Here is a 24,285-nt window from a genome sequence, read left to right as displayed (position 1 = left end):
GGGGTTGGGGCGGGCCGCCCCGGGCGTCACACGCCCCAGCGCGGGATGGGGTGGCTGCCCATCGAGATGCAGACGTTCTTCATCTCGCAGAAGGTCTCCAGGCTGGCGTCGCCGCCCTCGCGGCCCACGCCCGAGTCCTTGATGCCGCCGAAGGGCTGGCGCAGGTCGCGCACGTTCTGGCTGTTGACGAAGACCATGCCGGCCTCGATGCCGCGCGCCAGCCGGTGGGCCTTGCCCACGTCCTGGGTCCAGACGTAGGAAGCCAGCCCGTAGCGGCTGTCGTTGGCCAGCCGCAGGCCCTCGTCCTCGTCGTCGAAGGGAATCAGGCAGACCACCGGACCGAAGATCTCTTCCTGCGCCACGCGCATGCGGTTGTCCACGCCGGTGAGCACGGTGGGTTGCACGAAGTTGCCCTTGGCCACGCGCGCCGGCAGCCCGGCCGGCACGCCGCCGCCGGCCGCCACCACGGCGCCTTCGCGGCGGCCGATCTCGATGTAGCCGGTGACCTTCTCCCAATGCTGGCGCGTGATCATCGAGCCTACGTTGGTGTCCGGGTCGCGCGGGTCGCCCACGATCAGGCGCGCGGCGCGCTCGGCGAACTCGCGGGCGAAGCGGTCGTAGATCGAGCGCTGCACGAAGACGCGCGAGCCGGCGGTGCAGCGTTCGCCGTTGATCGAGAAGATGGTGAACAGCGCCGCGTCCAGCGCGCGCTGCTGGTCGGCGTCCTCGAACACCAGCACGGGCGACTTGCCGCCCAGCTCCATCGACAGCCGCTTGATGCCGGCGCGTTCGGCGATGCGCTGGCCGGTGGCGGTGCCGCCTGTGAAGGAAATGGTGCGCACGTCGGGATGGCGCACCAGCGCGTCGCCGGCTTCCGAGCCATAGCCATGCACGATGTTGAGCACGCCCTTGGGCACGCCGGCCTCCAGCGCCAGCCGGCCGAGCCGGTCGGCGGTCATGGGCGACAGTTCCGACATCTTCAGCACCGCGGTGTTGCCCAGCGCCAGGCAAGGCGCCACCTTCCAGGTGGCCGTCATCAGCGGCACGTTCCAGGGCGAGATCAGCCCGCACACGCCCACCGGCTGCAGCAGCGTGTAGTTGAGCATGGTCGAATCGACCGGGAAGGTCTGGCCGTTGATGCGCGTGGCGACTTCGGAAAAGAAATAGAAGTTCTCGCTGGCGCGCGGGATCAGCTGCTTCGAGGTCTGGTGGATGGGCAGGCCGGTGTCGTCGGTCTCCAGTTCGGCCAGCTCGGGCACGTGGCGCTCGATCAGGTCGCCCAGGCGGCGCATGATGCGGGCGCGCTCCCTGGCCGGCAGGCCGGCCCACTTGGGAAAGGCTTCCTTGGCGGCGGCCACGGCCAGGGCGACTTCGCGTTCGCCGCCCAGGGCGACTTCGGCCAGCACCTCGCCAGTGGCGGGATTGATGTTTTCCAGCGCGGACGGGCTTTCGACGGGCTTGCCGTCGATCAGGTGAGGGATCATCACTGCGTTCTCTTGTTCGGGAGGGATGAGAAGGGGAATCGGCAAGCTCAGGCGCCGCGCGCGGCGATGGCGTCGATCTCGATCTTCAGGCCGGGCCGGCCCAGGTGGGAGATGCCGACCGTGGTGCGGCTGGGCGGGCGGTCGGGAAAGAACTCGCGGAACACCGCGTTCATGGCGGCGAACTCGCCGATCATGTCGGTCATGTGCACCGTCATCTGCAACACGCCATCGGCCTCGCAGCCGGAAGCGGCCAACAGGTCCAGCACGTTCTGCAGCGCCTGGCGCGTCTGGGCCTCGATGCCGGGCTCGAATTCGCGGGTGCCGGGCAGAAAGCCCACCTGACCCGAGACGAACACCAGGTCGCGCCAGACCACGGCGGGCGAGTGAGGCAGGCCGGCATCGCGGCCGATGAGCTGTTTTTCCATGGCGGCTTCCCCGGGGCGCGCGTCAGCCGGCCGAGCCGATCACGGCCACGACTTCGATCTCGACCTTCAGGCCGGGTCGGGCCAGATGGGCCACGCCCACGGTGGAGCGGGCCGGCGGCTGGTCGGGGAAGACGCGCTTGAACACCGCGTTCATCGCCTGGAAGTCGGCGTCCATGTCGGTCATAAAGACGGTGGCCTTGGCCACGTCGGCCATGCGGCCGCCGGCGGCCTCGATCACGGACTGGATGTTGCGGAAGGCCAGCTCGGTCTGCTCGGTGATGTCGTCCGAGAAGGCGCGCGTGACGGGATCGGAGCCGGTATGGCCCGATACGAACAGCAGGCGGTCGACCTGGATGGCGGGCGAGTACGGCCGGTGCGGCAGCAGGCCGGTGGGCGGGACGATGACGTGTCGGTTCATGGCGGAAATCCTGCGGGCGGGGCGGGTCAGTCGATATAGGTGGGGATGGCGCGGGTGATCGGCTCGGACACCGGCTGCGGGCTGCCGTCGGCCAGCGCGGCCACGGTCATGGATTCCTCGTACCAGCGGCGCGGCGGCGGCGGACCCCACAGGCTCTGGCGGCGCGGGTTGTCCAGTTCCCAGCGCTTGGGCGCCTGGTCGCGGTCCACGGTCAGGTAGTCGCCGGTGTAGAGCTCGAAGCGGTTGCCGTCGGGGTCGCGCACATAGACGAACAGTGCGTTGGAAATGCCGTGGCGGGCCGGGCCGCGCTCGATGTTGTCGGCGTAGCCGGCGGCGGCCAGCGCGTCGCAGGCGCGGATCACGCCCATGGGCTCCATCAGCGAGAAGCCCGCGTGGTGCACGCTCGGGCCCTTGCCCGTCATCACGGCGATGTCGTGGATGGTGGCCTTGCGGTACAGCCAGCTGGCCCACACGCGTTCCTCGGGCGGGGCCGAGGCGGTGAATTCGGAGCAGTAGAAGCCCAGCTCGCGCGTGTACCAGTCGAAGCCGGCCTGCGCGTCGGGCATCAGCACGTTCAGGTGATCGAGCCGGGTGGGGCAGCCGTGGCGGTGCAGATGGTATTGCTGCAGCAGCCAGGGCGCCTGTTCCATGTGCGCGTAGTACTCGACCTGGAAGCCGAACGGATCCTGCACGCGCAGCGCGCGGCCCTGGCCGCGTTCCTCGCCGGCCGCCAGCCAGCGCATGGGCAGGCCCAGGCCGGCGAACTTGTGCGCCAGGCGGTCCAGGTCTTCCGCGCAGGAAACGCGGAAGCTGAAATGGCCGATGCCGGGAGAGGGCGAGCGCGTCAGCACCACGCTGTGATGCTCGCGGTCCTCGATGGCGCGCAGGTAGACGTGGTCGGCGTCGGACTCGGTCTCGAACAGGCCCACCACATCCACGTAGAAGTCGCGGGCGCGGGCCAGGTCCGAGACCAGGTACTCGATATGGCCCAGCCGCAGGATGTTGAAGTCGGGCTTGCCCGGCGTGTAGTCGATCATTTCCTGTCTCCGTCCGGGGCGCGCGTCTCGGCCCGATTCATGTTGATGACATTCTGTGCGCCGGGGCCGCGCGGCGTCTGTATCGCGGGATACATGCGGGGCATGGCTTACTCCTGCTCCGGCGCGATGCGCACGGGAAAGCGCGTTTCCATCCAACGGCCCATCGCCAGCAGGCGGTCCTCGCGGTACTTGGGCGCGACCCATTGCACGCCAGCCGGCAGCGCGGCGCCCTGCGCCCAGACCGGATAGGACAGGGCCGGAACCTGCGCGCTGTTGAACGCGGGCGTGTAGGGATTCCAGGACATCCAGTCGGCGCCCGGCTGGTCCTGCGGCACGTCGCGCCCGGCCTCGAAGGCGCACAACGGCACGGTGGGCAGCAGCAGCAGGTCGACCCGCGCGTGCAGGGCGGCCAGCTCGTTGGCGTAGCGGTCGCGCTGCTGGCAGATCGCGTGATAGCGCGAGATCGGCCAGTCGTCCACGCCTTGCACGAAGGCCAGCAGCCCGGGGTCGAGCCGGCCATGCTGCTCGGGCGCGATGGCGCGCACGGCGGCCGCGCAGCCCAGCCGGTACAGGTCCTGGCCGACCTGCGAGGCGGCCTCGATGTCGTAGTCGACTTCGGTCACGTCGAAGCCGTCGGCGCGCAGCGCGGCCAGCGTCTCGTCCAACGCGGCGCGCACCGGCGCGGCGCTGCGTGGGCCCCAGCGCCGGGGCGACAGCAGGCCGATGCGGGGGCGCGCGGCCGGGGCGTCGGCGCCGCCGTCCTCGCCCAGGTTGGAGGTCCAGTCCAGCGGCGAGGCGCCGCGCGTGGCCAGATAGGCTTCCTGCAGCTCGTCCATGCCGGCGGCGATGGGGCCGGTGTGCACGATGTTCGCGAAGGCGCTGGGCAGGGGCGACAGGGGGATGCGCCCGTGCGTGGGCTTCAGGCCGATGGTGCCGGTGAAGGCGGCCGGGATGCGGATCGAGCCGCCCGCGTCGCTGCCCATGGACAGGCGCACCACGCCGGCGGCCACGGCCGCCGCGCAGCCGCCGCTGCTGCCGCCGGGCGTGAGCGACGGGTTCCACGGATTGCGGGTGATGCCGAAGGCCGGACTGTCGGTGATGCCTTTCCAGTTGAATTCCGGAGCGCGGGTCTTGCCCAGCAGCACGGCGCCGGCATCGGCCAGCCGCTGCACGAACACGGTATGAGCCGCCGCCGGTTCGGCCGACGTGAGCGCCGAACCGCGCCGCGTGGGCCAGCCGCGCACGGCGGCGAATTCTTTGATGGCCACCGGCATGCCGTCCAGCGGTCCGAGCGCCGCGCCCTGGCGCCAGCGTTTCTCGGATTCTCGCGCGCCGGCCAGCGCGCCGGCGCGGTCCAGCAGCGCGAAGGCGTTGATGATCGGATCGGCGCGTTCGGCGTGCTCCAGCGCGCTGCGCGCCACGTCCACGGGCGAGACCTCGCCCAGGCGGTACAGTTCGCGCAGGCGCGGCCAAGGGGTTTGATGCAGCATGATCAGTCTCCGGGTTCGGAATTGCCTCAGGCGGCGCAGGCGCCGAGATAGCTGGCCAGCAGGTCGGGATCCTGCGCCAGTTCGGCCCCGCTGCCTTGCTTGACGATGCGGCCCAGCTCGATCAGGTAGGCCAGGTCGGCGCTCTTGAGCGCGATGCGCGCGTTCTGCTCGACCAGGATCACGGTCAGGCCCTCGCGCCGGCGCAGGTCCACCACCACGTCCATGATCTGCTGCACGATCAGCGGCGCCAGGCCGATGGACGGCTCGTCCAGCAGCAGCACGCGCGGATGGGCGATCAGGGCGCGGCCGATGGCGACCATCTGCTGCTCGCCGCCGGACAGCGTGCCGGCCAGCTGCTCGCGCCGCTGCGCCAATACCGGGAACAGCGCGTAGACGCGTTCCAGCTCGCGCGCGAAATCGGTGCGGCGGCGGAAGGCGTAGGCGCCCAGGCGCAGGTTGTCCTCCACCTTCATCGAGGCGAACAGCGAGCGCTTCTCCGGCACCAGGCACATGCCGCGCCGCACGCGCTCTTCGACCGGCGTGTTGCCCAGGGGCTGGCCCTGCAGCAGCACCTGGCCGGCGCGCGCGGGCAGGGCGCCCATCAGCGCCTTGAGCAGGGTGGTCTTGCCGGCGCCGTTGGCGCCGATCAGCGACACCAGCGTGCCCTGCGGCACGTCGAAACTGACGCCGTGCAGCGCATCCACCTGGCCGTAGCTGACCGCCAGGTCCCTCACTTCGATCGCGTTCATGCCTCGGCTCCGAGATAGGCGGCCACCACGGCCGGGTTGCGCTGCACCTCCTGTCGTTCGCCCTGCGCCAGCAGCGCGCCGTAGTTCAGGACGAACAGGTAGTCCACGCAGCCCATGACGAGTTCCATGTCGTGTTCGACCAGCAGCACGGCCATGCCTTGTTCATCGCGCAGCTTGCGCATCAGCTGCACCAGCACGGCCTTTTCCGGGCCGCGCAGGCCCGCCGCCGGCTCGTCCAGCAGCAGCACGCCGGGCCGTGCCATCAGGGCGCGCGCCACCTCGACCAGCCGCTGGCTGCCCAGCGTCAGGCTGGCGGCCGGGCGCAACGCCTCGTCCGCCAGGCCGACCAACTCCAGCGCGGCGCGCGCCTCGCGCGCCAGGCGCCGTTCCTCGGCCCGGTCCAGGCCCAGCGCGGCCGACAGCAGCCCGGCCTTGCCCTGGATGTGGCCGCCGATCAGCACGTTGTCCAGCACCGTCAGTTCCGGCACCAGCTGCACGTGCTGGAAGCTGCGCGCCACGCCGCGCCGCACCACCTCGTGCGCGCGCGCCGGCAGCGCCGCGCCGTCCAGCGAGACCTGTCCGCCGCTGGCCGGCAGAACCGCGGTCATCACGTTGAACAGGGTGGACTTGCCGGCGCCGTTCGGGCCGATCAGGCCGGTGATGCGTCCGGGCGGAATGTCCAGCGTTACGTCCTTGAGCGCCTGCAGCCCGCCGAAGCGCTTGTGCACGGCGTCCACGCTCAGGCGCTGGCCAGCTGTGACCGGGCGCGGCGCGGGGTCGGCCTCGCCGGCGGCGGCGGGCCGCGCCGGTGGTTTCAGCCGCACCCAGGTCAGCAGCCCGTTGGGCCAGCGCAGCAGCGCCACGATCAGGATCAGGCCGAACAGCATGGTCTCCATCTGGCCGGGGATGCCCAGCAGGTTGGCGATCAGGTACTGCGCGCCCAGCTCGATCGCGGTATAGGCCAGCACGCCCAGCAGCGGGCCCAGCGGATGCAGGCAGCCGCCCAGCACGACCATGATGAGCAGGTTGAACGAGGCGCTGATGGAGAACGAGGTCGGGCTCAGGAAGCTCATGTAGAAGGCGTACAGTCCGCCCGCCAGCGCCGCCAGCGCGGCCGACAGCACGAAGATGCGGATCTTGGCGGCGGCCACGTCCACGCCGAAGGCCGCGGCCATGGTCGGGCTGGACTTGATGGCGCGCGCGGCCCGGCCCATGCGGCCGCGATAGATCCGGCAGTAGGCGATGTAGGCCAGCCCCACGGCGGCCCAGGCCAGCGCGCCCATGGCGCGGGTGCCGAACTCCATGCCCAGCACGCGCAGCGGCGGGATGTTGGACAGGCCGGAAGCGCCGCCGGTGACTTCGATGGCCGCCACGAAGCAGACGTAGGCGGCGATGCCCCAGGCCAGCGTGGCCAGCGGCAGGTAGTGGCCGCGCAGGCGCAGCGTGAGCCGACCGATCACGTAGGCCAGCGCCGCGCAGGCGGCCACGGCCAGCAGGATGGCCAGCGGCGGCGGTACGCCATAGTCGCGCGCCAGGATGGCCGAGGCGTAGGCGCCGCCGCCCAGGAAGGCGGCGTGGCCCAGCGACAGCTGGCCGGCGGCCAGCAGGAAGGCCAGGCCCAGGCAGACCAGGGCGTTGGTGCCGGCCAGCGTCATCAGGCCCACGTAGTAGGTCGGCAGCAGCAAGATCAGCGCGGCGACCGCGAGGGCCGCGCCGGGAAGTAGCAGTTTTTCGGGTTTCATCGGCGGGAGCGCTTGCGCGTGTTCAATGTTCGTCCAGGTCGGCGCCGGCGCGGCTGTTGCGCCAGAGCAGGATGGGGATCACCATCGCGAACACCAGCGCGTCGCGGTAGGAACTGCTGAGGAAGGAGGCGAAGGACTCCAGCACGCCGACGATGAAGACGCCGGCCACCGACAGCGGGTAGTTCACCAGCCCGCCCATCGCCGCGCCCACGAAGCCCTTGAGCCCGACGACGAAGCCCATCTCGTAGTGCGCCGTCACCAGCGGGGCCAGCAGCATGCCGCTGGCGCCGGACAGCGCGGCCGCCAGGAAGTAGCTGAGCCGGCCCGCCATCACCACGGGGATGCCGCAGTACTGCGCGCCTTCCCGGTTGACCGAGGCCGCGCGCAGGGCCTTGCCGGTCAGGGTGCAGCGGAAGAACAGGTACAGCGCCAGGGCGGCCGCCAGCGAGAAGGCCATGATGAACAGCGACTGCGCCGCGATGTCGACGCCGGCCAGTTCCAGGCGCGCCTCGCTGATGGGCGGCACGGCGCGCGGGTCGGCGCCCCACAGCAGCAGCGCGAGCGGATGCATGATCATGGACACGCCCACGCCGATGATCACCAGCACGACCGTGGAATTGGCCGGGTTGGGTTCGACCGTCAGCCGGTAGACGATGGGGCCGAGCGCGGCCACCAGCGCCAGCGAGGCCAGCATCTGCAGCAGCGGCGAGGGCACGCGCCAGGCCAGCGCCGCCAGCGCGGCCAGCGCCGCGCCCGCCGCCAGGTAGGACGCCAGCGGGCGCAGCAGCGAGCGGCCGTTGGCTCGCGCCCGCAGCAGGTCCAGCAGCAGGCAGGCGGTGCCGCCCGCCGCCACCACGTAGACCACGGGCGCCAGCGTGCCTTCGACGAAGCTGGCCAGCGTCAGCGCGCCGAAGGTCACGTACTCGCCTTGCGCGATGTTGACCACGCGCGTGGTGGTGTAGACCAGCACCAGGCTCAGGCCGACCAGCGTGTACACCGCGCCGTTGGTCAGGCCGTCCGTCGCCAGGAACAGGGTAGTGGTGAGATCCATCCCTACTCACCCAGCAGTTCGAACTTGCCGTCCTTGACCGTCACCAGGAAGGTGCTGCGCCGGTCCAGGCCCAGGTGGTCGGTCGGGCTGTAGCTGAACAGGCCGTTGACGCCGCGATACTCGCGCGTCGCCTCGATGGCGTCGCGCAGCGCCTGACGGGCCTGCGTCAGGTCGCCGGCCTTGCCGGCGGCCACCACCTGGCGATAGGCCAGCAGCGGGATCTGCACCGTGTCGTAGGCCTGGGCCGCGAACATGTCGGTCTTGCCGGCGCCGTACTTGCCGTCATAGGCCTGCACGAACGCCGCGATGCCGGACTTGAGCGGATGGTCGTCGGGCAGCTGGCGATATACGGGCAGGGCCGAGGTGCCGACCAGCGCGCCTTCGACCGCCTTCTTGCCGACCGCCATGAAGGCCGGCGTGGCCGAGCCGGCGCCATGCAGCACCGGACCCTTGTAGCCGACGCGGCGCAGCGTCTCGGTGGCCAGCGCGGACGAGGGCGGGATGGCGTGGAAATAGACCGCGTCGGGTTTCTTCTGCGACACGCGCAGCGCCTGCGGCGTGAAGTTGGTGTCGCCGCGCGAGAAGCGCTCGGCGGCGACGATCTCCAGGCCCTTGCGCGTGGCGATCTGCTTGAACTCGACCCAGCCGCCCTCGCCGTAGGAGTCCTCCAGGCCCATGAAGGCCACCTGCTTCCAGCCCTGCTTGACCATGTAGTCGACGGTGTGGTCGATCATCAGGCGGTCGGTCAACGGCGTCTTGAAGGTGTAGCGGTGGGCGTCGGCCGGCTCGATGACCGAGGCCGCCGCGGCCAGCGACAGGTTGGGCACGCGCTCTTCCTCGATCACCTTGTTCACCGCCAGCGAGGCCGGCGTGGTGGTGCAGCAGATGACCAGGTGGACGCGATCTTCCTGGATCAGCTTGCGCGTCGCGTTGACGGCGCGCGCCGGGTCGGAGCCGTCGTCGTACTTGATGAAGCTGACGCGGAACGGCAGGCTGGCGTCGGCGGCCGTGCGTTCCTCCATCAGGTTGATGGCGGCCACCGCGCCGGTGGCGATGGCCGAGGCGCCGCCCGTGACCGAGCTGACCACGCCGATCCGCAGTTCGGGCCGGTCGTCGGCCTGCGCGGCCGTGGCCAGGAACAGGCCCGCGCACGCGAGGCCGGCCAGCAAGGGATTGAATCTGCTCATCTATAGCTCCCGTAGAGGACAAGACAGGACGCCGGCGCATGCGCGGGCCTGGTTGAGAGCTAGTCTGGCAGGGGCGGGCGGGGCGCGGATGTATCCTGCGATACAAACCGCGGCCGTGGGGAGTTGGGGTTTTCCTGGGCTGCGCGTCTAGCGCGCGGGCGTCTTCAGCGCCTGGTCCAGGCGCGCGAACAGGTCCTGGTAGGCGGCGGCGTCGGTGACGACGCGGCTCTTGGCGTCGCCATTGCTGTCCCAGATCGTGCTGTTCAGGCCGATCCAGACGCGCGCCTGGGCGCCGTCGCGGCGGATGACGAGCTGGGCGTAGGTGCTCTGGTGGTCCGGCTTGGCGCCGTAGGCCAGGCCCTGCGACTTGAGCAGGCCGCGCAGCGCCTCGCGGCTGCGGCCGACCAGCTTCTGGTGGCGTTCGCCGGTGACGATGTCGGTGGCGGCGTCGCCGGCCACCTGTTCATAGCCGGCGGCCTTCAAGGCCGCCGCGCAGGCGTCGCGCAGTTGCGCGGCGTCGGACGCGGGATAGGCGCGCACGCGCACCTGGTCCACGGCGGCGCGCTCGGCCGGCGTCAATTCGATCGTGGTTTGCTTGGAGCTGTAGCGCAGCATGCTGCCGCCCGCGCCGGTGACGCGTTCCGGGGGCTTGGCCGGTTTGGGCGTGCCGGAGCAGGCGCCCAGCAGCGCAATGCAGGCGAGCGGCAGGAGCCGGGAACAGCGGGAGCGCGGCAGGACGGCCATGGAGTCGGAACGCTTGCAACGAGGCGCCAGCGGGTGGCGGGATCAGGCGAAACCGGCCGATCGTAGCACCGGCCGGCGTCGACGGCGGGCTCAATGCCGGCGGTCGGGTTCGCCCCCGTCCTCCCAGCCGCCGCCCAGCGCCAGGAACACGGCGATCTGGTCGCTGCTGAGTTCGGCCCGGGCCGCCGCCAGCGCGCTTTCGTTGGCGGCCAGCGTGCGTTCGGCGTCCAGCACCGTCAGGTAGTCGGTCTTGCCGTATTGGAACAGCTGGCGCGCCTGGCTGGCGGCCTGGGCGCTCTGCTCGCGCGCCGCTTGCAGCGCGCTTTCGCGGTCGAGCTGGCGCGCATAGACGGTCAGCGCGCTTTCCGTTTCGCGCAGTGCGTTGAGCACGGCGGCGTCGAAGCGGGCGGCGGCGGCCTTGGTGCCGGCCTCGGCCTGGGCGATGCGGGCCTGGGCGGCGCCGGTGTTGGGAATGGTCCAGGAGATCAGCGGCCCGATGCTCCAGCTGAAGGTGCCGCGGTCGCCGAACATGGCCGCGGGGCCGCCGGACGCGCCGGACAGGCCCAGCGAGATCTTGGGGTACAGGTCGGCCGTGGCCACGCCGATGCGGGCGGTGGCGGCGGCCAGGCTGCGTTCGGCCTGGCGGATGTCGGGACGGCGACGCAGCAGCGCGGCGCCGTCGCCCACCGGAATGGTCTGGGTCAGGCGCGGCGCCGTGGCGCATTGCAGCAGGCTGGCGGGAATTTGCGCCGGCGTGCGGCCGGTCAGCGCCGCCAGCCGGTACAGCGCGGTGCGCTGCTGGGCCTGGAACGGCGGCAGGTTGGCCTGCAGCTGTTGCAGCTGGCCGCGGGCGCGGGTCACGTCCAGCGCGGTGCCGCGTCCGGCGCGTTGCAGGCGCTCGACGGCGTCCAGCGAGGCTGTCTGCACCTCGACCGAATGCCGGGCGGACGCCAGCTGCATGCCGGCGGCGCACATGTTGGCATAGGCGCGGGCGGTCTCGGCGGCCACGGTGACGCGGGTCGCGTCATAGGCGGCGCGGGCGGCCTGCTCGTCGCCGCTTGCGGCTTCCACCGCGCGGCGGATCTGGCCGAACAGGTCCAGCTGGTACGACACGCTGGCGCCGGCCGAGTAGGACCAGCGGCTGGGGGGATCGACGCCCGGCTGCAGCTCCTGCAGGCCGGAAACGTGGCCGAAGGTGGGCGAAGCGTTGACGCCGACGCTGGGCTGCTGCTGGGCCTGGGCTTCGCGGGTGGCGGCTTGCGCGCGTTCCAGATTGGCGGCGGCCACGCGCAGGTCGGTATTGGCGGCCAGCGCCTGTTCCACCAGTCCGTCCAGCGCCGGGTCGTCGTACAGCCGCCACCAGCGTCCGGGCGGAGCGTCCTGCCGGTAGGCCGCCTCATGCGACTCCAGGAAGGGCGCCTGCGCGTCCGGTCGCTGGATGGCGGCGTCGGCGGGCGTCCGGTAGTCCGGACCCACGGCGGCGCAGCCCGCCAGCGCGGCGGTCAGCATCAGCGGAAGGAAATGGCGGGTATTCATGACGGTTGCGGCAAGACGTGTGGAGACGGAGGGCGGGTGAGCGGGGATCAGGAGTGGCGCGGCGCGCCGTCGTCCCGCGCGGTCTCCGGCGGGTTGACGGACACGGTGGCGGTCTGGCCGGCCACCAGGCGCACGCCCTCGGGCACCTGGTCGATCTTCACGCGCACCGGGATGCGCTGCGCCAGCCGCACCCAGTTGAAGGTGGGGTTGACGTTGGGCAGCAGGTTGGCGCCGGTGCTGCGGTCGCGGTCGGCGATGCCTAGCGCGATGCTTTCCACATGGCCATGGATGCGGCGGTCGTCGCCCATCAGCGTCACGGTCACGGGGTCGCCTTCGTGGATGCGGGGCAGCTTGGTTTCCTCGAAATAGCCTTCGATGTAGAACGAGCCGGAATCCACCAGCGCCATCACGCCACGGCCGGCGGTGGCGTAGGCGCCGGCGCGCAGGTCCAGGTTGGTGACGCGGCCGTCGGTGGCGGCCAGCACGCGGCTGCGCTCCAGGTTCAGGCGCGCGCTGTTCAGCTGCACCTCGGCCTGGGCCAGCGCGGCCTCGGTCTGTTGCAGCTTGGTCTGGCTCTGTTCCAGGGCTTCCGCCGCGACCAGCTGGCCCAGCGCGCGGTTGCGCTTGGCGTCACGCAGCGCCTGTTCGCGCGCCACCTGCTGCGAGCGCACCGAGGCCTGGGCCTGGTCGTAGGCGAGCTGGAAGCGGGCGCGGTCGATCTCGAACAGCACGTCGCCGGCCTTCACGTCCTGGTTGTCGTGCACCGGCACGTCGGTGACCAGGCCGGACACATCCGGCGCGACCTGCACCACATAGGCCTTGACGCGGCCGTCGCGGGTCCAGGGTTCAATTTCGTAATGCACCCAGAGCTGCCAGCCGGCCGCGACGGCGGCGGCCACGACGGCGGCCGTCAGCGCGAACTTGCCGATGGCGGCGGGGCGCAGGGCGTTGGGGATCTTCATGCGAGTCTCTGGAAAATATAGGGAGATATCAGGGTGACGCCGTAAAGCAGCACCACGAACAGCGCGAGGTCGAACAGCGCCGGGTGCCACACCAGCCGGTACAGGCCGGCCCGGGCCAGCAGCCGGCGCAGGGCCCAGGCCACGCCCAGCGTGACCACGCCCAGCACCAGCAGCCAGGGAAAGTAAATGCCGTACAGGTTGAATTCGCCGATCATGATGCGTGGCCCTCCAGGTGGGGATGGGCGGGTTGGTACTCGGGCGCGTCGGGGAAGAAGGCGCGGCGGATGCCCACCAGCGCCACCACCGCGCGGTCGCGCGCGGGCCGGCGGGCGCGCCCGCCACGCCGGCCAGCGCGCGGTCGATCTGCGCCAGGAATTCCGGCGTCTTCTGGCCGCCGCGCCAGGACGAGCGATCGCGGAAGTAGCGCGCCAGTCCGTCGAGCACGGGGCGCAGCACCGGTTCGGCCATGGGCAGGTGGCGGCGCGCGCGCTGCAGTTCGGTGATGTCGCGGCCCACGCGCAGGTCCTTGAGCGCGTCGGCGGCCATCACGTCGTCGGGGCGCTTGGCCAGCGCCAGGCGCGGTTGCAGCAGGCCGATGCGGTCCAGCATGCGCGCCGCGTAGCCGTGGCGGGCCTGGGTGCGCGGCGAGGCCGCCAGCGCCGCCAGGTCGCGCCAGTTGGCGGCCTGGATGCGGCGCGCGCTCCAGTCGGCGCTGACAGTGCGGAAGATGGCGGCGATCACCGCCGCCAGGCCCACGCCCATGATCTGCGCGACCTGCGTGTCGATGAACGAGACCAGGTCGGCGGTGTTGGTGTCGTGCAGCGCCATGGTGCCGACGAAGCCGAACAGCACCGCCATGGCCTTGCCGGCGGAGGCCGGGCGGGCGATGAACACGCCGATCACGAAGGCGGTGGGCAGCATCGAGAGCGCCAGCATCTCGAAGGAATGGATCGCGGGCATGATGCCCAGCAGGTACAGCGCCGACAGCGGGATCGAATACACCGTGTAGGTCAGGAATTGCATGATGCCCGGCACGGGATTGTCCTGCGAGGCGAAGAAGCAGCTGAAGATGGCGGCCATGAGCGCAGCGGTGGCGCCGTTGCTCCAGGCCGTGCCGATCCAGAACGCGCAGCAGGCGGCGATGGCCAGGCCGGCGGCGGCGGCCGACAGCAGCGCCATGCCGTGGTCGCGGTGCAGCGGGCGGCGCTGCGCGTCCAGGTGGCGCGGCGCGCGTCGCGCGGCGCCGTTCAGCCCGGCGCGGATCTCGCGCCGCAGCGTCAGGCATTCGTCATAGCCGTCGATCAGCTCGCGCAGCCGGGTCATCAGGCTGGCCAGCAGCGCGTCGCGCCAGCTGGAGCGGCTGTCGATGGCCGGCGTCAGCCGGACGGCGGCCGCGCGCAGCCGCAGCGCGGTGGCATGGGTGGCGCGCGGACCGGCGTCGATCCATTTGGAAATGCTGGCCAGCAGGCGCGTGACGTTCTCGGGCAGCGGCTGGCCGTCGGCCTGCAGGGCGCGCATGCGGTCCTCGACGGCCGAGACGATGGGCGTCAGCGCCGCGACGCGGTCCTGCATGGCGCGCACCGCGCCGGCGGTCCAGCGCAGGTTGCTGGTGTCGAACGGCACGTGGGTCGACAGCAGGCGCAGCTGGGTGATGTCGTTGGCCAGGGTGCGGCGGTCCTTGTCGGACTTGCCGGCGTCGCCGCCGGCCAGGATGTCTTGCATCCAGAGCCGGGCGTCGCGCACGGCCTTGTCCAGCAGCAGCGTCAGCGCCGGCGCCAGGCCGCGCGGCAGCACCACGCTGTGGACCAGCGTGGCGCAGACGATGCCCAGCGCGATTTCCTCGACGCGGGCCAGCGCGGTGTCGAACACCAGCGTGGGCTCGGAGACGGACGGGAAACCGATCATGGCGGCGGTGTAGCCGGCCAGCATGAACAGATAGGAGCGCGGCGTGCGGTCCAGCACCGACATATACAGGCAGGCGCCGACCCACAGGGCCATGGCGGCGGTCATCACCACGGGCGAGTTGGACAGGCGCGGCACCATGTAGACCGTCATGGCCGAGCCGACGAAAGTGCCGACCAGCCGGTACAGCGCCTTGGAGCGCACCGCGCCGGACCAGGGCTGCGACACGATGTAGGCCGTGGTCATGGCCCAGAACGGACGCGGCAGGCCCATGCTGTACGACAGATAGAGCGCCAGCATCGCGCCCGCGTAGCTCTTGAGCGAGAACACGGCTTCGCGGACATTGGGCAGCGCCGGCAGCTTCATGGCCGATAGTCCTCCTGCGCGCCGGCGGCGCTGCGGCCCAGCGCGGCCTTGAGCGCCTCGGACACGCGCAGGCAGGCTTGCAGATCGTCTTCGCTGATGCCGTCGAACAGGCGCCGGCGCAGCGCGACCAGCACGTCCTCGACCTGGGCGCGCAGCGCCTGGCCGGCCTCGGTCAGGTGCAGGGTCTTGGCGCGGCGGTCATGCGGGTCTTCGCGCCGTTCCATCAGGCCGGCGGCGACCAGCTGGTCCAGCACGCGCACCAGGGAAGGGCCTTCCACGCCCAGCGCCTCGGCCAGCGCGCCCTGGCGCACGCCGTCGCCCAGGCGGCCGGCGAGGATGACGGGCCAGGCGGTGGCCTGGGACAGGCCGTAGTCGGCCAGCGCCTTGTCGGCGGCGCCGCGATAGGCGCGCGACAGCACCATGAGATTTGCGGTGGTGGCCATGAGCAGGGAGTCGGAAGGCGTGTTCATGAATTAGATTGTATCCTATCTATTAGCTTACTAATAAATGAAAATGAACGATATCTCCATGAATTTTTTCAATCGGGACGATCGGAGGCGGGCTTTCCATGGATGGAAAGCCGGGAGGCGGGAGCGGGAAGGAGGGAGCGCCGGCCCGGATCAGGCCGGCGCGCGGCCGTCAGCCGTTGCAGTCGGCCCAGCAGTTGGGCGTTTCGTACAGGCGCACGCGGGTCAGGCGCAGCTCGGCGCCATAGTGGCCGTGATAGTGCGGCGCCAGCGTCTCGAACACGATGGCGGCCAGGTTCTCGGCCGTGGGGATGCGGTCCAGCACCACGGTCTTATGGCCGGGCAGGGTGTCCAGGAAGCCGCGCACGGCGGCGTCGCCCTCATAGACCAGGAAGGCGTGGTCCCAGACGTCGACGATGTGCTGCTTGGCGATCTGCTTGATTTCGGAGAAATCCATCAGCATGCCGTTGTCGGACTCGCCGGGCGCCTGCACCACGTCGCCGGTCAGGGTGATTTCCAGCACATAGCGGTGGCCGTGCAGGTTGCGGCATTGGCTGCGGTGATCGGGAATGCGGTGGCCGGCGTCGAATTCCAGCCTGCGGGTCACGGAGATCATTGCGCGCTCCGCGAAGCGTAGGGGTGAATCATGGAATGCCTATGTATTTATGCGTTTGCAGACTGAGCCGCCATTGCGGATGCTGCGTACAGTATTGGACGGCCCGTTCGGTATTCGCCACGCGGGCGGGACCATCCATGGGTTGCAGGAAGAAATGCTCGAAATCCAGGTGCGCGAAGCGTTCGGGCAGCGCATTGGCTTGCGGATAGACCAGCTTGAGTTCGTTGCCGCGTTCCAGCACCACAGGCGCCGTGCCCTTGGGGCTGACGCAGATCCAATCGATGCCGGCTGGCGCGGGCATCGTGCCGTTGGTCTCGATGGCCACCGTGAAGCCGCGCGCGTGCACCTCGGCCAGCAGGGCCTCGTCCAGCTGCAGCAGCGGCTCGCCGCCGGTGAAGACCACGTAGCGCCGTTCCGCGCCGGGGCCCCAGGCCGCGGCGATGGCGTCGGCCAGCGCCTGCGCCGTGGTGAACTTGCCGCCACCTTCGCCATCGGTACCGATGAAGTCGGTATCGCAGAAGGTGCAGGCGGCGCTGGCGCGGTCGCTTTCGCGGCCGGTCCAGAGATTGCAGCCCGCGAACCGGCAGAACACCGCCGCGCGGCCGGCGTGGGCGCCTTCGCCCTGCAGCGTCTTGAAAATCTCTTTGGCGGAATAAGTCATGGGATGCCGGGATTCGGGCAAAAGCGGACTATTTTAGCGCTCCCGGCAAAGCCGTGCCGGGCCTTGGCGTAGACTTGGCGCCCATGTTTCATATCCAAGATTCCCTGTACCTGGACGAGCGCGAGCTTGTGTTCACGATGATCCGCGCCCAGGGCGCGGGCGGGCAGAACGTCAACAAGGTGTCCAGCGCCGTGCATCTGCGCTTCGATGTGCGTGCCTCCAGCCTGCCGGCCGAGGTTCAGGACGCGCTGTGCGCGCTCAACGACCACCGCGTCTCCAAGGATGGCGTCATCGTCATCAAGTCACAGGCGTTCCGCAGCCAGGAAAAGAACCGCGCCGAGGCGATCGAGCGCCTGATCGCCATGGTGCGCGCGGCGGCGCGCACGGAAAAGCCGCGCCGGCCGACGCGGCCCACCCGCGCCTCGCAGCGCCGGCGCGTGCAGCGCAAGGTGCTGCATGGCGAGGTCAAGCGGCTGCGCGGCAGGGTGGGCGATGAATGAAGGAGCACGGCTCGCGGCTTCCGGGCGGCATCGCGTCGACGAGGCGGAGCTGGCGCGCGAATGCGGCGAGTATCCCCACTCGTCGCGGGGGCATGAGCATATATCGAGCTTTAACGATATATGATTCGATAAATTGCGATATTTGAATATGAACCCGGATCCTTCGAATTCCGTTTCCGCCGGCGACGACCCAACCGTCAACGCCGACGCCATCCTCAAGGCGCTCGCCAACCCGGTGCGCCGCGAGATCCTGGCGTGGCTGAAGGATCCCAAGGCGTATTTCGAGGAACGCCCGGGCCATACCTTCGAGCATGGCGTCTGCGCCGGCCACATCGACGGCCGCTGCGGACTGTCCCAGTCGACGGTGTCCACGCATCTGGCCGTGCTGCAGCGCGCCGGCCTGATCACGGCCACCAAGGTCGGGCAATGGGTGTTCTTCCGTCGCAACGAAGCCCTGATCGCCGCATTCCTGCGGCAACTGAACCAGGACATGTAGCGCCGTCCGTTCAGCAACGCCCCGGCAGGCGCCGGGGCAAGAGGAAGTCGCATGAGCCTATTGTTCGAACCCCTGGTCCTGGGAGACCTGACCCTGCCCAACCGCGTCATCATGGCGCCGCTGACGCGCATGCACGCCAGCCCCGGGCGCGTGCCCAATGCGCTGATGGCCGAGTACTACACGCAGCGCGCCGGCGCGGGCCTGATCCTGTCGGAAGCCACCGCCGTGACGCCGCAGGGCGTGGGCTATGCCGACACGCCGGGCCTGTGGACGCCCGAGCAGGTGCAGGGCTGGCGCCAGGTCACCGCCGCCGTGCACGCGGCCGGCGGCCGCATCTTCGCGCAGCTCTGGCACGTGGGCCGCATCTCGGACCCCATGTTCCTGGACGGCCAGTTGCCGGTGGCGCCCAGCGCCCTGGCGGCGCGCGGCCACGTCAGCCACGTGCGTCCGCAGCGCGCCTACGTGACGCCGCGCGCGCTGGAAACGGCGGAACTGCCCGGCGTGATCCAGGCCTACCGGCTGGGCGCGCAGATGGCGCAGGAAGCGGGTTTCGACGGCGTGGAGGTGCATGCGGCCAACGGCTACCTGCTGGACCAGTTCCTGCAGGACAGCACCAATCTGCGCAACGACGATTACGGCGGCCCGGTGGAGAACCGCGCGCGCCTGCTGCTGGAAGCGACCGACGCCTGCGTCGGCGTCTGGGGCGCGGGCCGCGTGGGCGTGCACCTGTCGCCGCGCGGCGATATCCATACCATGGGCGATTCGGACCGCGCCGGCACCTTCGGCTACGTGGCGTCCGAACTCGGCCGGCGCCGCATCGCGTTCCTGTGCGTGCGCGAGCATGAGGCGCCCGACAGCATCGGCCCCGCGCTCAAGGCGGCCTTTGGCGGCGCCTACATCGCCAACGAAGGCTTTACGCGTGAGTCCGCCGAGGCCGCGATCGCCGCCGGCCGCGCCGACGCGGTGGCATTCGGCGTGCAGTACATCGCCAATCCGGACCTGGCGCGGCGTTTCGCGCTGAAGGCGCCGCTGAACCGGCCCAACCCCGCCACGTTCTACGCGCCGGGCCCCGGCGGCTACACGGACTATCCGGCGCTGGCCTGAGGCCGGAGCGCCGGGCGCGCGGCGCGCATGGGCGCGTCCGCGCCGCCGGCTGCGGCGCGTCCTAGAATGCCGCGCGCATGGGATAGGTGTACAGGCCGAAGTGCGCGGTGTTCAGCGCCAGGTGCGCCAGCACCGCCGCCGCCAGGCCGCCGTGGCGGTAGGCCAGGCCGTAGGCGGCCCCCGCCAGGCCCGCCAGCAGCATCCATTGCCAGCCGCCGGCATAGTGCGCCAGGCCGAACAGCGCGGCCGCGCACAGCAGCGCGGCATCGGCGCCCCAGCGGCGCGCGCGCCACAGCCGGCCCAGCCGTTCCTGGATATAGCCACGGAACAGCGCTTCCTCCGCCAGCGTCACCAGCAAGGCATTATTGACCAGCCACAGCCAGCCGTTGTCCGGCCACTTGGGGGCCCAGCCGACCATGCCCAGGGCCAGCGCCAGCGTCAGGCACACCAGCACCGCCGCCGCGCCGCAGGCCAGCGTGGCGCGCAGCGTGCGGCCCGCGTCCAGGCCCGTCATGACGGGCGGCAGGGCCAGGATGATCCAGAACGCCACCAGCGGCTTGTCCAGGTTCAGGTACATGCTGAACGGCACGGCGTCCGGACTGAGCGGCGCGCGCGGGATCACCAGCGGATTGTGGAATCCCGGCATCAGGTGCAGGAACAGCGCCGCCGCCACGGCGATGAACAGCATGTGGCCGGCCAGCCGCAGGGCGGTCGGGGCCGGCGGCTGCACCAGCAGGGCGGCCAGCGCCAGCAGCGCCGGCGCGGCCAGGGCGGCGGGGTCCAGCGCGCCCTGCGTGCCGGCCCAGGCATAGGCCACCGCCAGCGCCAGGGGCGCCCAACGGCGCGTGGCGGGGGGCCACAGCAAGGCGGCGGACAGGAACAGGACGGACCAGGGGGACAACAAGGGCACCGGAAACTCGCGATCGGGAAAAGTGGCGAGTGTAAACGGTGACGGGCTTTTCATTTTCCGGCTTTCGGGCGACCATGCGGCCAGCGCGGCGGCTCGCGTCACCGCGTTTTCTCACATCCAAGCAGAGGTTTGCCCATGAAAATGATTGCGTGGTTGATGCTGGCGGCGGCGATCGTGCCCTTCCTGTCCGCCATCCTGGCCAAGGCGGGCGGCCAGAAGTTCGACAACAACGACCCGCGTCCCTGGCTGGCGCGGCAGGAAGGCTGGCGGGCGCGCGCCAACGCGGCGCAGAGCAATGCCTTCGAGGCGCTGCCGTTCTTCTACGCGGCGGTCTTGTTCGCGCTGCACAACCAGGCCGACGCGACGCGCGTGGCCACGCTGATGGCGTGCTGGCTGGGGCTGCGACTGGGCTATCTGGCCATGTACGTGGCGGGTTGGGGCGCGCTGCGCTCGCTGGTCTGGGCGACCAGCATCGGCTTCACCATCGCCATCCTGTTCACCGGCGTCTGAGCCGGCCGAGGCCCCGGGCCGCCGCGCCGCCCCGGGGCCTCGGCCGGCCCGCCGGCGCGGCGTCATTTCCACTCGAAGACGGCGCGTGCGGCGCCGGCGCCCTTGACGGCGACCTGGCGTTCCTGCGTCTGGCCCTTGTAGGTGGCCGACACCTTGTAGTCGCCGGCCGGCAGCTTCACCAGCATGTACGGGCCTTCCGACGTCGCGCGCAGCACCGGCTTGCCCTGGCCGTCGTGTATGGCCACGGTCACGTCCGCGACATAGTCGGCCTTGCCGCCGACCTGTGCGGCGAAGGTCAGCGCCAGGGGATAGTCCTTGGCGGCGGCCTTCAGGGCCTCGGATTCGTCGAGCCCGATGCCGCCGCTGACGTACTGCACCGATCCCTGATGCTGGACCGGCGGCAGTCCCGCCTGCGCGGTGTTCAGCAGGCCGGCGATGGCCATGCTGCCCAAGGCCATGGCCGCGGCCATGGTGCAACGTTCGATGCGCTTGTTCATGCTGTTCTCCTTGATTCGACGGACGGCGGTGCGCCGCGCCGGGCGCTGGCCGGCGCGCGTCATGCGTTTCGACCCGCGACGGCGTCCGGAGTTCGTGCGCCGGCGTATTCGGGAGGCAGCTCGAAGAGGAGTTCGCTTTCTCCGTTCAGCGTGCCGTCAGGCGCGTAGCGCCGCTCGTGCAGCAGCCCGGCGCCATGCTCCCGCAAGGCCAGCACGGTCGAGCTGCGGGTGCCGTAGGTGGGGCTGACGATGAAGGGGCTGCTTAGCAGTTTCTCGCGGTCCGGCGGCAGGCCGGTGGCGGGCAGTTCGTCGTCGGCGGCCGGTTCACGATCGGCCAGGGCCGTGTACAGCGCGGGCAGGTCGGGCTGGGGGCCCTGGCGCAGCACATCGGCGAAGGCGCGCTTGGTGCGCGCGAGCTTGGGCCAGGGCGTGTCCAGCAGGTGGTTGGACAGCGCGTACACGCCTGCTACGAGCCGTCGCGGCGCGCCGTCGCGGTTGCTGACATACCAGGCTTGTTCCATGTCGCCCACGATCAGGTTGAAGCCGTTGTAGGCCTGCCCCTCGTCATGGACGCGCGCCATGTACTCGGCCGGCGGCTCGTCGCCGCGCAGGTAGCGCTCGACCAGCGCGCCGCGCGAGGGCGCGTCGGCGCGGTTCAGGCCGGGTTCGCGGAAATTGGTGACCAGCGCGTAGCGGCCATGGCTCGAAGCGCCCATCCAGGTGCCGCCGGCCAGCGCATCGCGCCCGGCGTAGATGCCGGCCGCGTCGGGCCATTGCGCCGCGGCCAGCGTGGGGCGGGCGTGGAATTCGTCGCGGTTGGCGGCGATCAGCACAGGGATGCCGGGGACGGCATGCAGGGCGAGCACGGCGAGGCACATGGTCAGTCCTTGATGAGCGGCGCGACCTCGGGCGCGGCCAGCCGGAAGTAGTCTTCCGTGTCGAGCAGGATGGAGGCGTCCAGACGGCCGGCGTTGAACACGATTTCATCGTGCCGCTCGCGCAGCGTGGGGTCGACCAGCAGGTGCAGCTCGGGATTGAAGGAGAAGGGCGGGATGGCGCCGATCTCGCAACCGGTCAGCTCGCGCGCCAGGTCCTGCGAGGCCAGCGAGGCCTTCTTGCCGCCGGCGGCGCGGGCGATGGCGTCCAGGTCGGCCTGACGGTCGGCGGGGAACACGGCCAGCACGTTGCGGCGCTGGTTCGAGGAAATCTTCACGCGGCAGACCAGCGCCTTGGCGCCCTGGCTCACGGCGGTGCCGCGGATGGCGGCGACTTCGACCGATTTGCCGGCGGCGGCATGCTCGATCAGGCGATAGCGCGCCTGATGGCGGGTCAGCAGGGCTTGCAGTTGGCTGAATACGTCCATGTTGGATCCGGGATCGCGGGAGTGCGGAACGGGCGGGCGGGAAACCGCGATCGCTGCGCGCATGATACGCCCGCGCTAGATATCACCGGTGAAGGCGTAGCCCCAGCCCCAGACCGTCCGGATCGGCAGGTCCAGGTGCATGTCCTGCGCCTTGCGCCGCAGCCGGCTCACCACCACGTCGGTGCGGCGCACCGAGTCGCGGCCGGCCTGGGGGTCGGGCGCGAAGGCGTCGCTGCGCGGCAGGCGCTTGTCCATGGCCGAGGTCAGCTTGAGCAGGAATTCGCGCTCGGCCTGGGTCAGCGGCAGGCGCTCGCCGCGCGGGCTGACCAGGGTCCAGGCGGCGTCCTGGAACTGCCAGCGTCCGGCTGCTGCGCCAGCGGACGCTGGCTGCGCGCGCGTCTCCGCCTCGGCGTGGCGGCGTCCCGAAGGCGGCGTGCGGCGCACCAGGGCCTGCAGCGCGGCGGCGATCTCGGCCGTCGCGACGTCGGGCTGGAAGCAGACGTCGGCGCCGCAGTGCAGCCCGAGGATGCGGTTCTCTGGCGAATCGAAGGTGGATATGGCGACGATGCCCGCCGTGGTGTCCATGGCGCGCAGGCCGGCGACGGCCATGCACAGATCGGTCAGCTCCGCTTCCATGACAAGCAGCGGCGTGCGGCGGGTCTGGAACAGGCGGAACAGGCCGTTGGAATCTTCGCAGCGGCGGGGCGAGAAGCCCATTTCGGCCAGTGCGCCGCTGCGGCGCGCGCGCTGATCGGCGTCGGGAGAAAAGACGATCAGGTCTAGTAGGTCATTCATGAATCGTTGTGGGGGGTCATTGCGGCTCGAGCGCATGAATGATGCATCGGTTACCAGTGATTCCCAAACCTCGCTCAACGCCCCTTTCTGACCCGAATTCTCGGACATGGCCTGCCGCGCCCTGTGGCGTGCGCGATGTTGGTGCACGATGTGGGCGCATGAACCGGCCGCTTGGCGGGCGGGCCGGCGGCATTGGCCCATCGATGGTGTAATGGGTCAGGCCAGCCGGAGGCGATCCTTTCCGGCCTCCGCCGTTTCCGCCGGCGCGGGCCTCACGGGCCGCGAGCCGGCGCATTCCTCAACGATCCCCCGTCCGCCGCGCGCGCGGCGGCGAGGTCGCGCTACAGGAGCACGCAATGAAGATCCTGATCGTCCTGACTTCCCATGACACGCTGGGCGCCACCGGGCGCAAGACCGGCTTCTGGCTGGAGGAGTTCGCCGCGCCGTACTATGCCTTCCTGGATGCCGGCGCCGAGCTGACGCTGGCCTCGCCCAAGGGCGGCCAGCCGCCGCTGGATCCCAAGAGCGACGACCCCGAGGCCCAGACCGAGGCCACCCATCGTTTCCGTGGCGATGCCCAGGCCCAGCGCCGGCTCGCGGCCACGCTGCCGCTGGCCGAGGCGCAGGCGGCCGATCATGATGCCGTGTTCTACCCGGGCGGCCACGGGCCGCTGTGGGATCTGGCCGAGGATCCGCGTTCGGTGAAGCTGATCCAGAACATGCTGGCCGCCGGCAAGCCCGTGGCGGCGGTGTGCCATGCGCCGGGCGTGCTGCGCCACGCCAGGACCGCCGACGGCAAGCCGATGGTGCAGGGCAGGCAGGTCACGGGCTTTTCCAACGCCGAGGAGGCCGCAGTGGGCCTGAGCCAGATCGTGCCGTTCCTGGTGGAAGATGAACTGGTGCGCCTGGGCGCGCAGTACAGCCGCGCCGAGGACTGGCAGCCGCACGTGATCGCCGACGGGCTGCTGATCACCGGGCAGAATCCGGCATCGTCGGTCGGGGTGGCCGAGGCCTTGCTGGAGCGCCTGCGCCAGTGAACCGACAGGCGTCGGAGACGCGCCGCCCAGCGCGCGCGGAACGTGCAGCAATGTGTCAGAATCGCTACTTTATGATTCCGACGCGGCGCCATCGCAGTGCCGCGCATGCCTTGTTCGATGCCTCCAGACGTACCCTCAGTGCCGCCGTCACCGTCAGACGGCCTGGCTGCCCCATCCCCGGCCACGGATGTCCCGCAGCGTTTTTCGACGGAAGGGGAGCCGCCCGGCTCCTGTGA

The 24,285-nt window shown here is 70.7% G+C and carries 26 protein-coding genes and 1 pseudogene; 5 read left to right on the top strand and 22 right to left on the bottom strand.

Going from position 1 to position 24,285, the window contains the following annotated elements; genetic code table 11:
- Positions 1-26 precede the first annotated feature (26 nt).
- From hpaE to queE, 17 genes and pseudogenes are all read right to left on the bottom strand, one after another.
- Positions 27-1,487 (bottom strand): 5-carboxymethyl-2-hydroxymuconate semialdehyde dehydrogenase, encoded by a 1,461-nt coding sequence (gene hpaE, locus AC6LJ5_RS03400; RefSeq protein WP_498139831.1) that lies wholly within the window; start codon positions 1,485-1,487, stop codon positions 27-29.
- 44 nt (positions 1,488-1,531) lie between these two features.
- Positions 1,532-1,909 (bottom strand): RidA family protein, encoded by a 378-nt coding sequence (locus AC6LJ5_RS03395; protein WP_103274665.1) that lies wholly within the window; start codon positions 1,907-1,909, stop codon positions 1,532-1,534.
- Positions 1,910-1,931: 22 nt separating this feature from the next.
- Positions 1,932-2,327, bottom strand: a complete 396-nt coding sequence (locus AC6LJ5_RS03390; protein ID WP_103274664.1) for a RidA family protein — start codon at positions 2,325-2,327, stop codon at positions 1,932-1,934.
- A gap of 26 nt (positions 2,328-2,353) precedes the next feature.
- Positions 2,354-3,364: a 3,4-dihydroxyphenylacetate 2,3-dioxygenase gene (gene hpaD, locus AC6LJ5_RS03385; protein ID WP_498139830.1), complete on the bottom strand. Its 1,011-nt coding sequence runs from the start codon at positions 3,362-3,364 to the stop codon at positions 2,354-2,356.
- Between the two features lie 107 nt (positions 3,365-3,471).
- A complete protein-coding gene (locus tag AC6LJ5_RS03380; protein ID WP_498139829.1) occupies positions 3,472-4,854 on the bottom strand; it encodes an amidase family protein in 1,383 nt (460 codons plus the stop codon).
- 26 nt (positions 4,855-4,880) lie between these two features.
- Positions 4,881-5,603, bottom strand: a complete 723-nt coding sequence (locus AC6LJ5_RS03375) for an ABC transporter ATP-binding protein (protein ID WP_103274661.1) — start codon at positions 5,601-5,603, stop codon at positions 4,881-4,883.
- Positions 5,600-7,345: a branched-chain amino acid ABC transporter ATP-binding protein/permease gene (locus AC6LJ5_RS03370; RefSeq protein WP_498139828.1), complete on the bottom strand. Its 1,746-nt coding sequence runs from the start codon at positions 7,343-7,345 to the stop codon at positions 5,600-5,602. Before AC6LJ5_RS03370 ends, AC6LJ5_RS03375 begins: the two co-directional genes overlap by 4 nt.
- 22 nt (positions 7,346-7,367) lie before the next feature.
- Entirely contained in the window at positions 7,368-8,396 is a 1,029-nt protein-coding gene (locus tag AC6LJ5_RS03365) for a branched-chain amino acid ABC transporter permease (RefSeq protein ID WP_498139827.1), read from the bottom strand.
- Positions 8,397-8,398: 2 nt separating this feature from the next.
- Complete coding sequence (locus AC6LJ5_RS03360; RefSeq protein WP_498139826.1) at positions 8,399-9,583, bottom strand: ABC transporter substrate-binding protein; 1,185 nt, start codon at positions 9,581-9,583, stop codon at positions 8,399-8,401.
- Between the two features lie 147 nt (positions 9,584-9,730).
- Positions 9,731-10,327 carry a hypothetical protein gene (locus tag AC6LJ5_RS03355; protein ID WP_392412210.1) on the bottom strand — a complete coding sequence of 199 codons (597 nt, stop codon included), beginning with the start codon at positions 10,325-10,327 and terminating at the stop codon, positions 9,731-9,733.
- 90 nt (positions 10,328-10,417) lie between these two features.
- Positions 10,418-11,863, bottom strand: coding sequence for an efflux transporter outer membrane subunit (locus AC6LJ5_RS03350; RefSeq protein WP_498139825.1), 1,446 nt, complete (start codon positions 11,861-11,863; stop codon positions 10,418-10,420).
- Positions 11,864-11,910: 47 nt separating this feature from the next.
- Entirely contained in the window at positions 11,911-12,825 is a 915-nt protein-coding gene (locus AC6LJ5_RS03345; RefSeq protein WP_103274655.1) for an efflux RND transporter periplasmic adaptor subunit, read from the bottom strand.
- Positions 12,822-13,040, bottom strand: a complete 219-nt coding sequence (locus tag AC6LJ5_RS03340; protein WP_103274654.1) for a DUF1656 domain-containing protein — start codon at positions 13,038-13,040, stop codon at positions 12,822-12,824. The genes AC6LJ5_RS03345 and AC6LJ5_RS03340 overlap by 4 nt, the downstream gene beginning before the upstream one ends.
- A pseudogene (locus AC6LJ5_RS03335) lies at positions 13,037-15,093 on the bottom strand (FUSC family protein). Before AC6LJ5_RS03335 ends, AC6LJ5_RS03340 begins: the two are co-directional and overlap by 4 nt.
- A complete protein-coding gene (locus tag AC6LJ5_RS03330; RefSeq protein ID WP_103274652.1) occupies positions 15,090-15,563 on the bottom strand; it encodes a MarR family winged helix-turn-helix transcriptional regulator in 474 nt (157 codons plus the stop codon). Before AC6LJ5_RS03330 ends, AC6LJ5_RS03335 begins: the two are co-directional and overlap by 4 nt.
- 169 nt (positions 15,564-15,732) lie before the next feature.
- Positions 15,733-16,176: a 6-carboxytetrahydropterin synthase QueD gene (queD, locus tag AC6LJ5_RS03325; RefSeq protein ID WP_103274651.1), complete on the bottom strand. Its 444-nt coding sequence runs from the start codon at positions 16,174-16,176 to the stop codon at positions 15,733-15,735.
- A 28-nt stretch (positions 16,177-16,204) separates the two neighbouring features.
- The gene (gene queE, locus AC6LJ5_RS03320; protein ID WP_103274650.1) at positions 16,205-16,837 is read right to left on the bottom strand and encodes a 7-carboxy-7-deazaguanine synthase; all 633 of its coding nucleotides are present in this window, start codon (positions 16,835-16,837) and stop codon (positions 16,205-16,207) included.
- A gap of 83 nt (positions 16,838-16,920) precedes the next feature.
- On the opposite strand from queE, the gene arfB reads away from it, so the two are divergent.
- The 3 genes from arfB (at position 16,921) to AC6LJ5_RS03305 (ending at position 18,937) form a co-directional block, all read left to right on the top strand.
- Positions 16,921-17,337, top strand: a complete 417-nt coding sequence (gene arfB, locus AC6LJ5_RS03315) for an alternative ribosome rescue aminoacyl-tRNA hydrolase ArfB (protein ID WP_103276504.1) — start codon at positions 16,921-16,923, stop codon at positions 17,335-17,337.
- A gap of 148 nt (positions 17,338-17,485) precedes the next feature.
- Entirely contained in the window at positions 17,486-17,833 is a 348-nt protein-coding gene (locus AC6LJ5_RS03310; RefSeq protein ID WP_392412202.1) for an ArsR/SmtB family transcription factor, read from the top strand.
- A 51-nt stretch (positions 17,834-17,884) separates the two neighbouring features.
- Positions 17,885-18,937: an alkene reductase gene (locus tag AC6LJ5_RS03305; protein ID WP_103274648.1), complete on the top strand. Its 1,053-nt coding sequence runs from the start codon at positions 17,885-17,887 to the stop codon at positions 18,935-18,937.
- Positions 18,938-18,998: 61 nt separating this feature from the next.
- Here the strand turns inward: AC6LJ5_RS03305 and AC6LJ5_RS03300 are convergent, their stop codons facing one another.
- A complete protein-coding gene (locus AC6LJ5_RS03300; RefSeq protein WP_392412199.1) occupies positions 18,999-19,847 on the bottom strand; it encodes a CPBP family intramembrane glutamic endopeptidase in 849 nt (282 codons plus the stop codon).
- Positions 19,848-19,982: 135 nt separating this feature from the next.
- Here AC6LJ5_RS03300 and AC6LJ5_RS03295 point away from each other — a divergent pair, with 135 nt between their 5' ends.
- Entirely contained in the window at positions 19,983-20,357 is a 375-nt protein-coding gene (locus AC6LJ5_RS03295) for an MAPEG family protein (protein WP_103274647.1), read from the top strand.
- Between the two features lie 62 nt (positions 20,358-20,419).
- Here the strand turns inward: AC6LJ5_RS03295 and AC6LJ5_RS03290 are convergent, their stop codons facing one another.
- The 4 genes from AC6LJ5_RS03290 to AC6LJ5_RS03275 all read right to left on the bottom strand — a co-directional run bounded on the left by AC6LJ5_RS03290 (position 20,420) and on the right by AC6LJ5_RS03275 (position 23,012).
- Positions 20,420-20,854 (bottom strand): carboxypeptidase-like regulatory domain-containing protein, encoded by a 435-nt coding sequence (locus AC6LJ5_RS03290; protein ID WP_103276502.1) that lies wholly within the window; start codon positions 20,852-20,854, stop codon positions 20,420-20,422.
- A 59-nt stretch (positions 20,855-20,913) separates the two neighbouring features.
- A complete protein-coding gene (locus tag AC6LJ5_RS03285; RefSeq protein WP_498139824.1) occupies positions 20,914-21,732 on the bottom strand; it encodes an NRDE family protein in 819 nt (272 codons plus the stop codon).
- 2 nt (positions 21,733-21,734) lie between these two features.
- Positions 21,735-22,217, bottom strand: coding sequence for a YbaK/prolyl-tRNA synthetase associated domain-containing protein (locus AC6LJ5_RS03280; protein ID WP_103274645.1), 483 nt, complete (start codon positions 22,215-22,217; stop codon positions 21,735-21,737).
- 75 nt (positions 22,218-22,292) lie between these two features.
- Positions 22,293-23,012 (bottom strand): response regulator transcription factor, encoded by a 720-nt coding sequence (locus tag AC6LJ5_RS03275; protein ID WP_498139823.1) that lies wholly within the window; start codon positions 23,010-23,012, stop codon positions 22,293-22,295.
- 356 nt (positions 23,013-23,368) lie between these two features.
- Between AC6LJ5_RS03275 and AC6LJ5_RS03270 the strand changes: the two genes are divergently transcribed.
- The gene (locus AC6LJ5_RS03270) at positions 23,369-24,049 is read left to right on the top strand and encodes a type 1 glutamine amidotransferase domain-containing protein (RefSeq protein WP_392412196.1); all 681 of its coding nucleotides are present in this window, start codon (positions 23,369-23,371) and stop codon (positions 24,047-24,049) included.
- Positions 24,050-24,285 lie beyond the last annotated feature (236 nt).

This window comes from Achromobacter sp. 1011791174, assembly GCF_059760925.1.
Note: the sequence above shows the minus strand (reverse complement) of the source record. Positions and strands in the feature narration are given on the sequence as shown.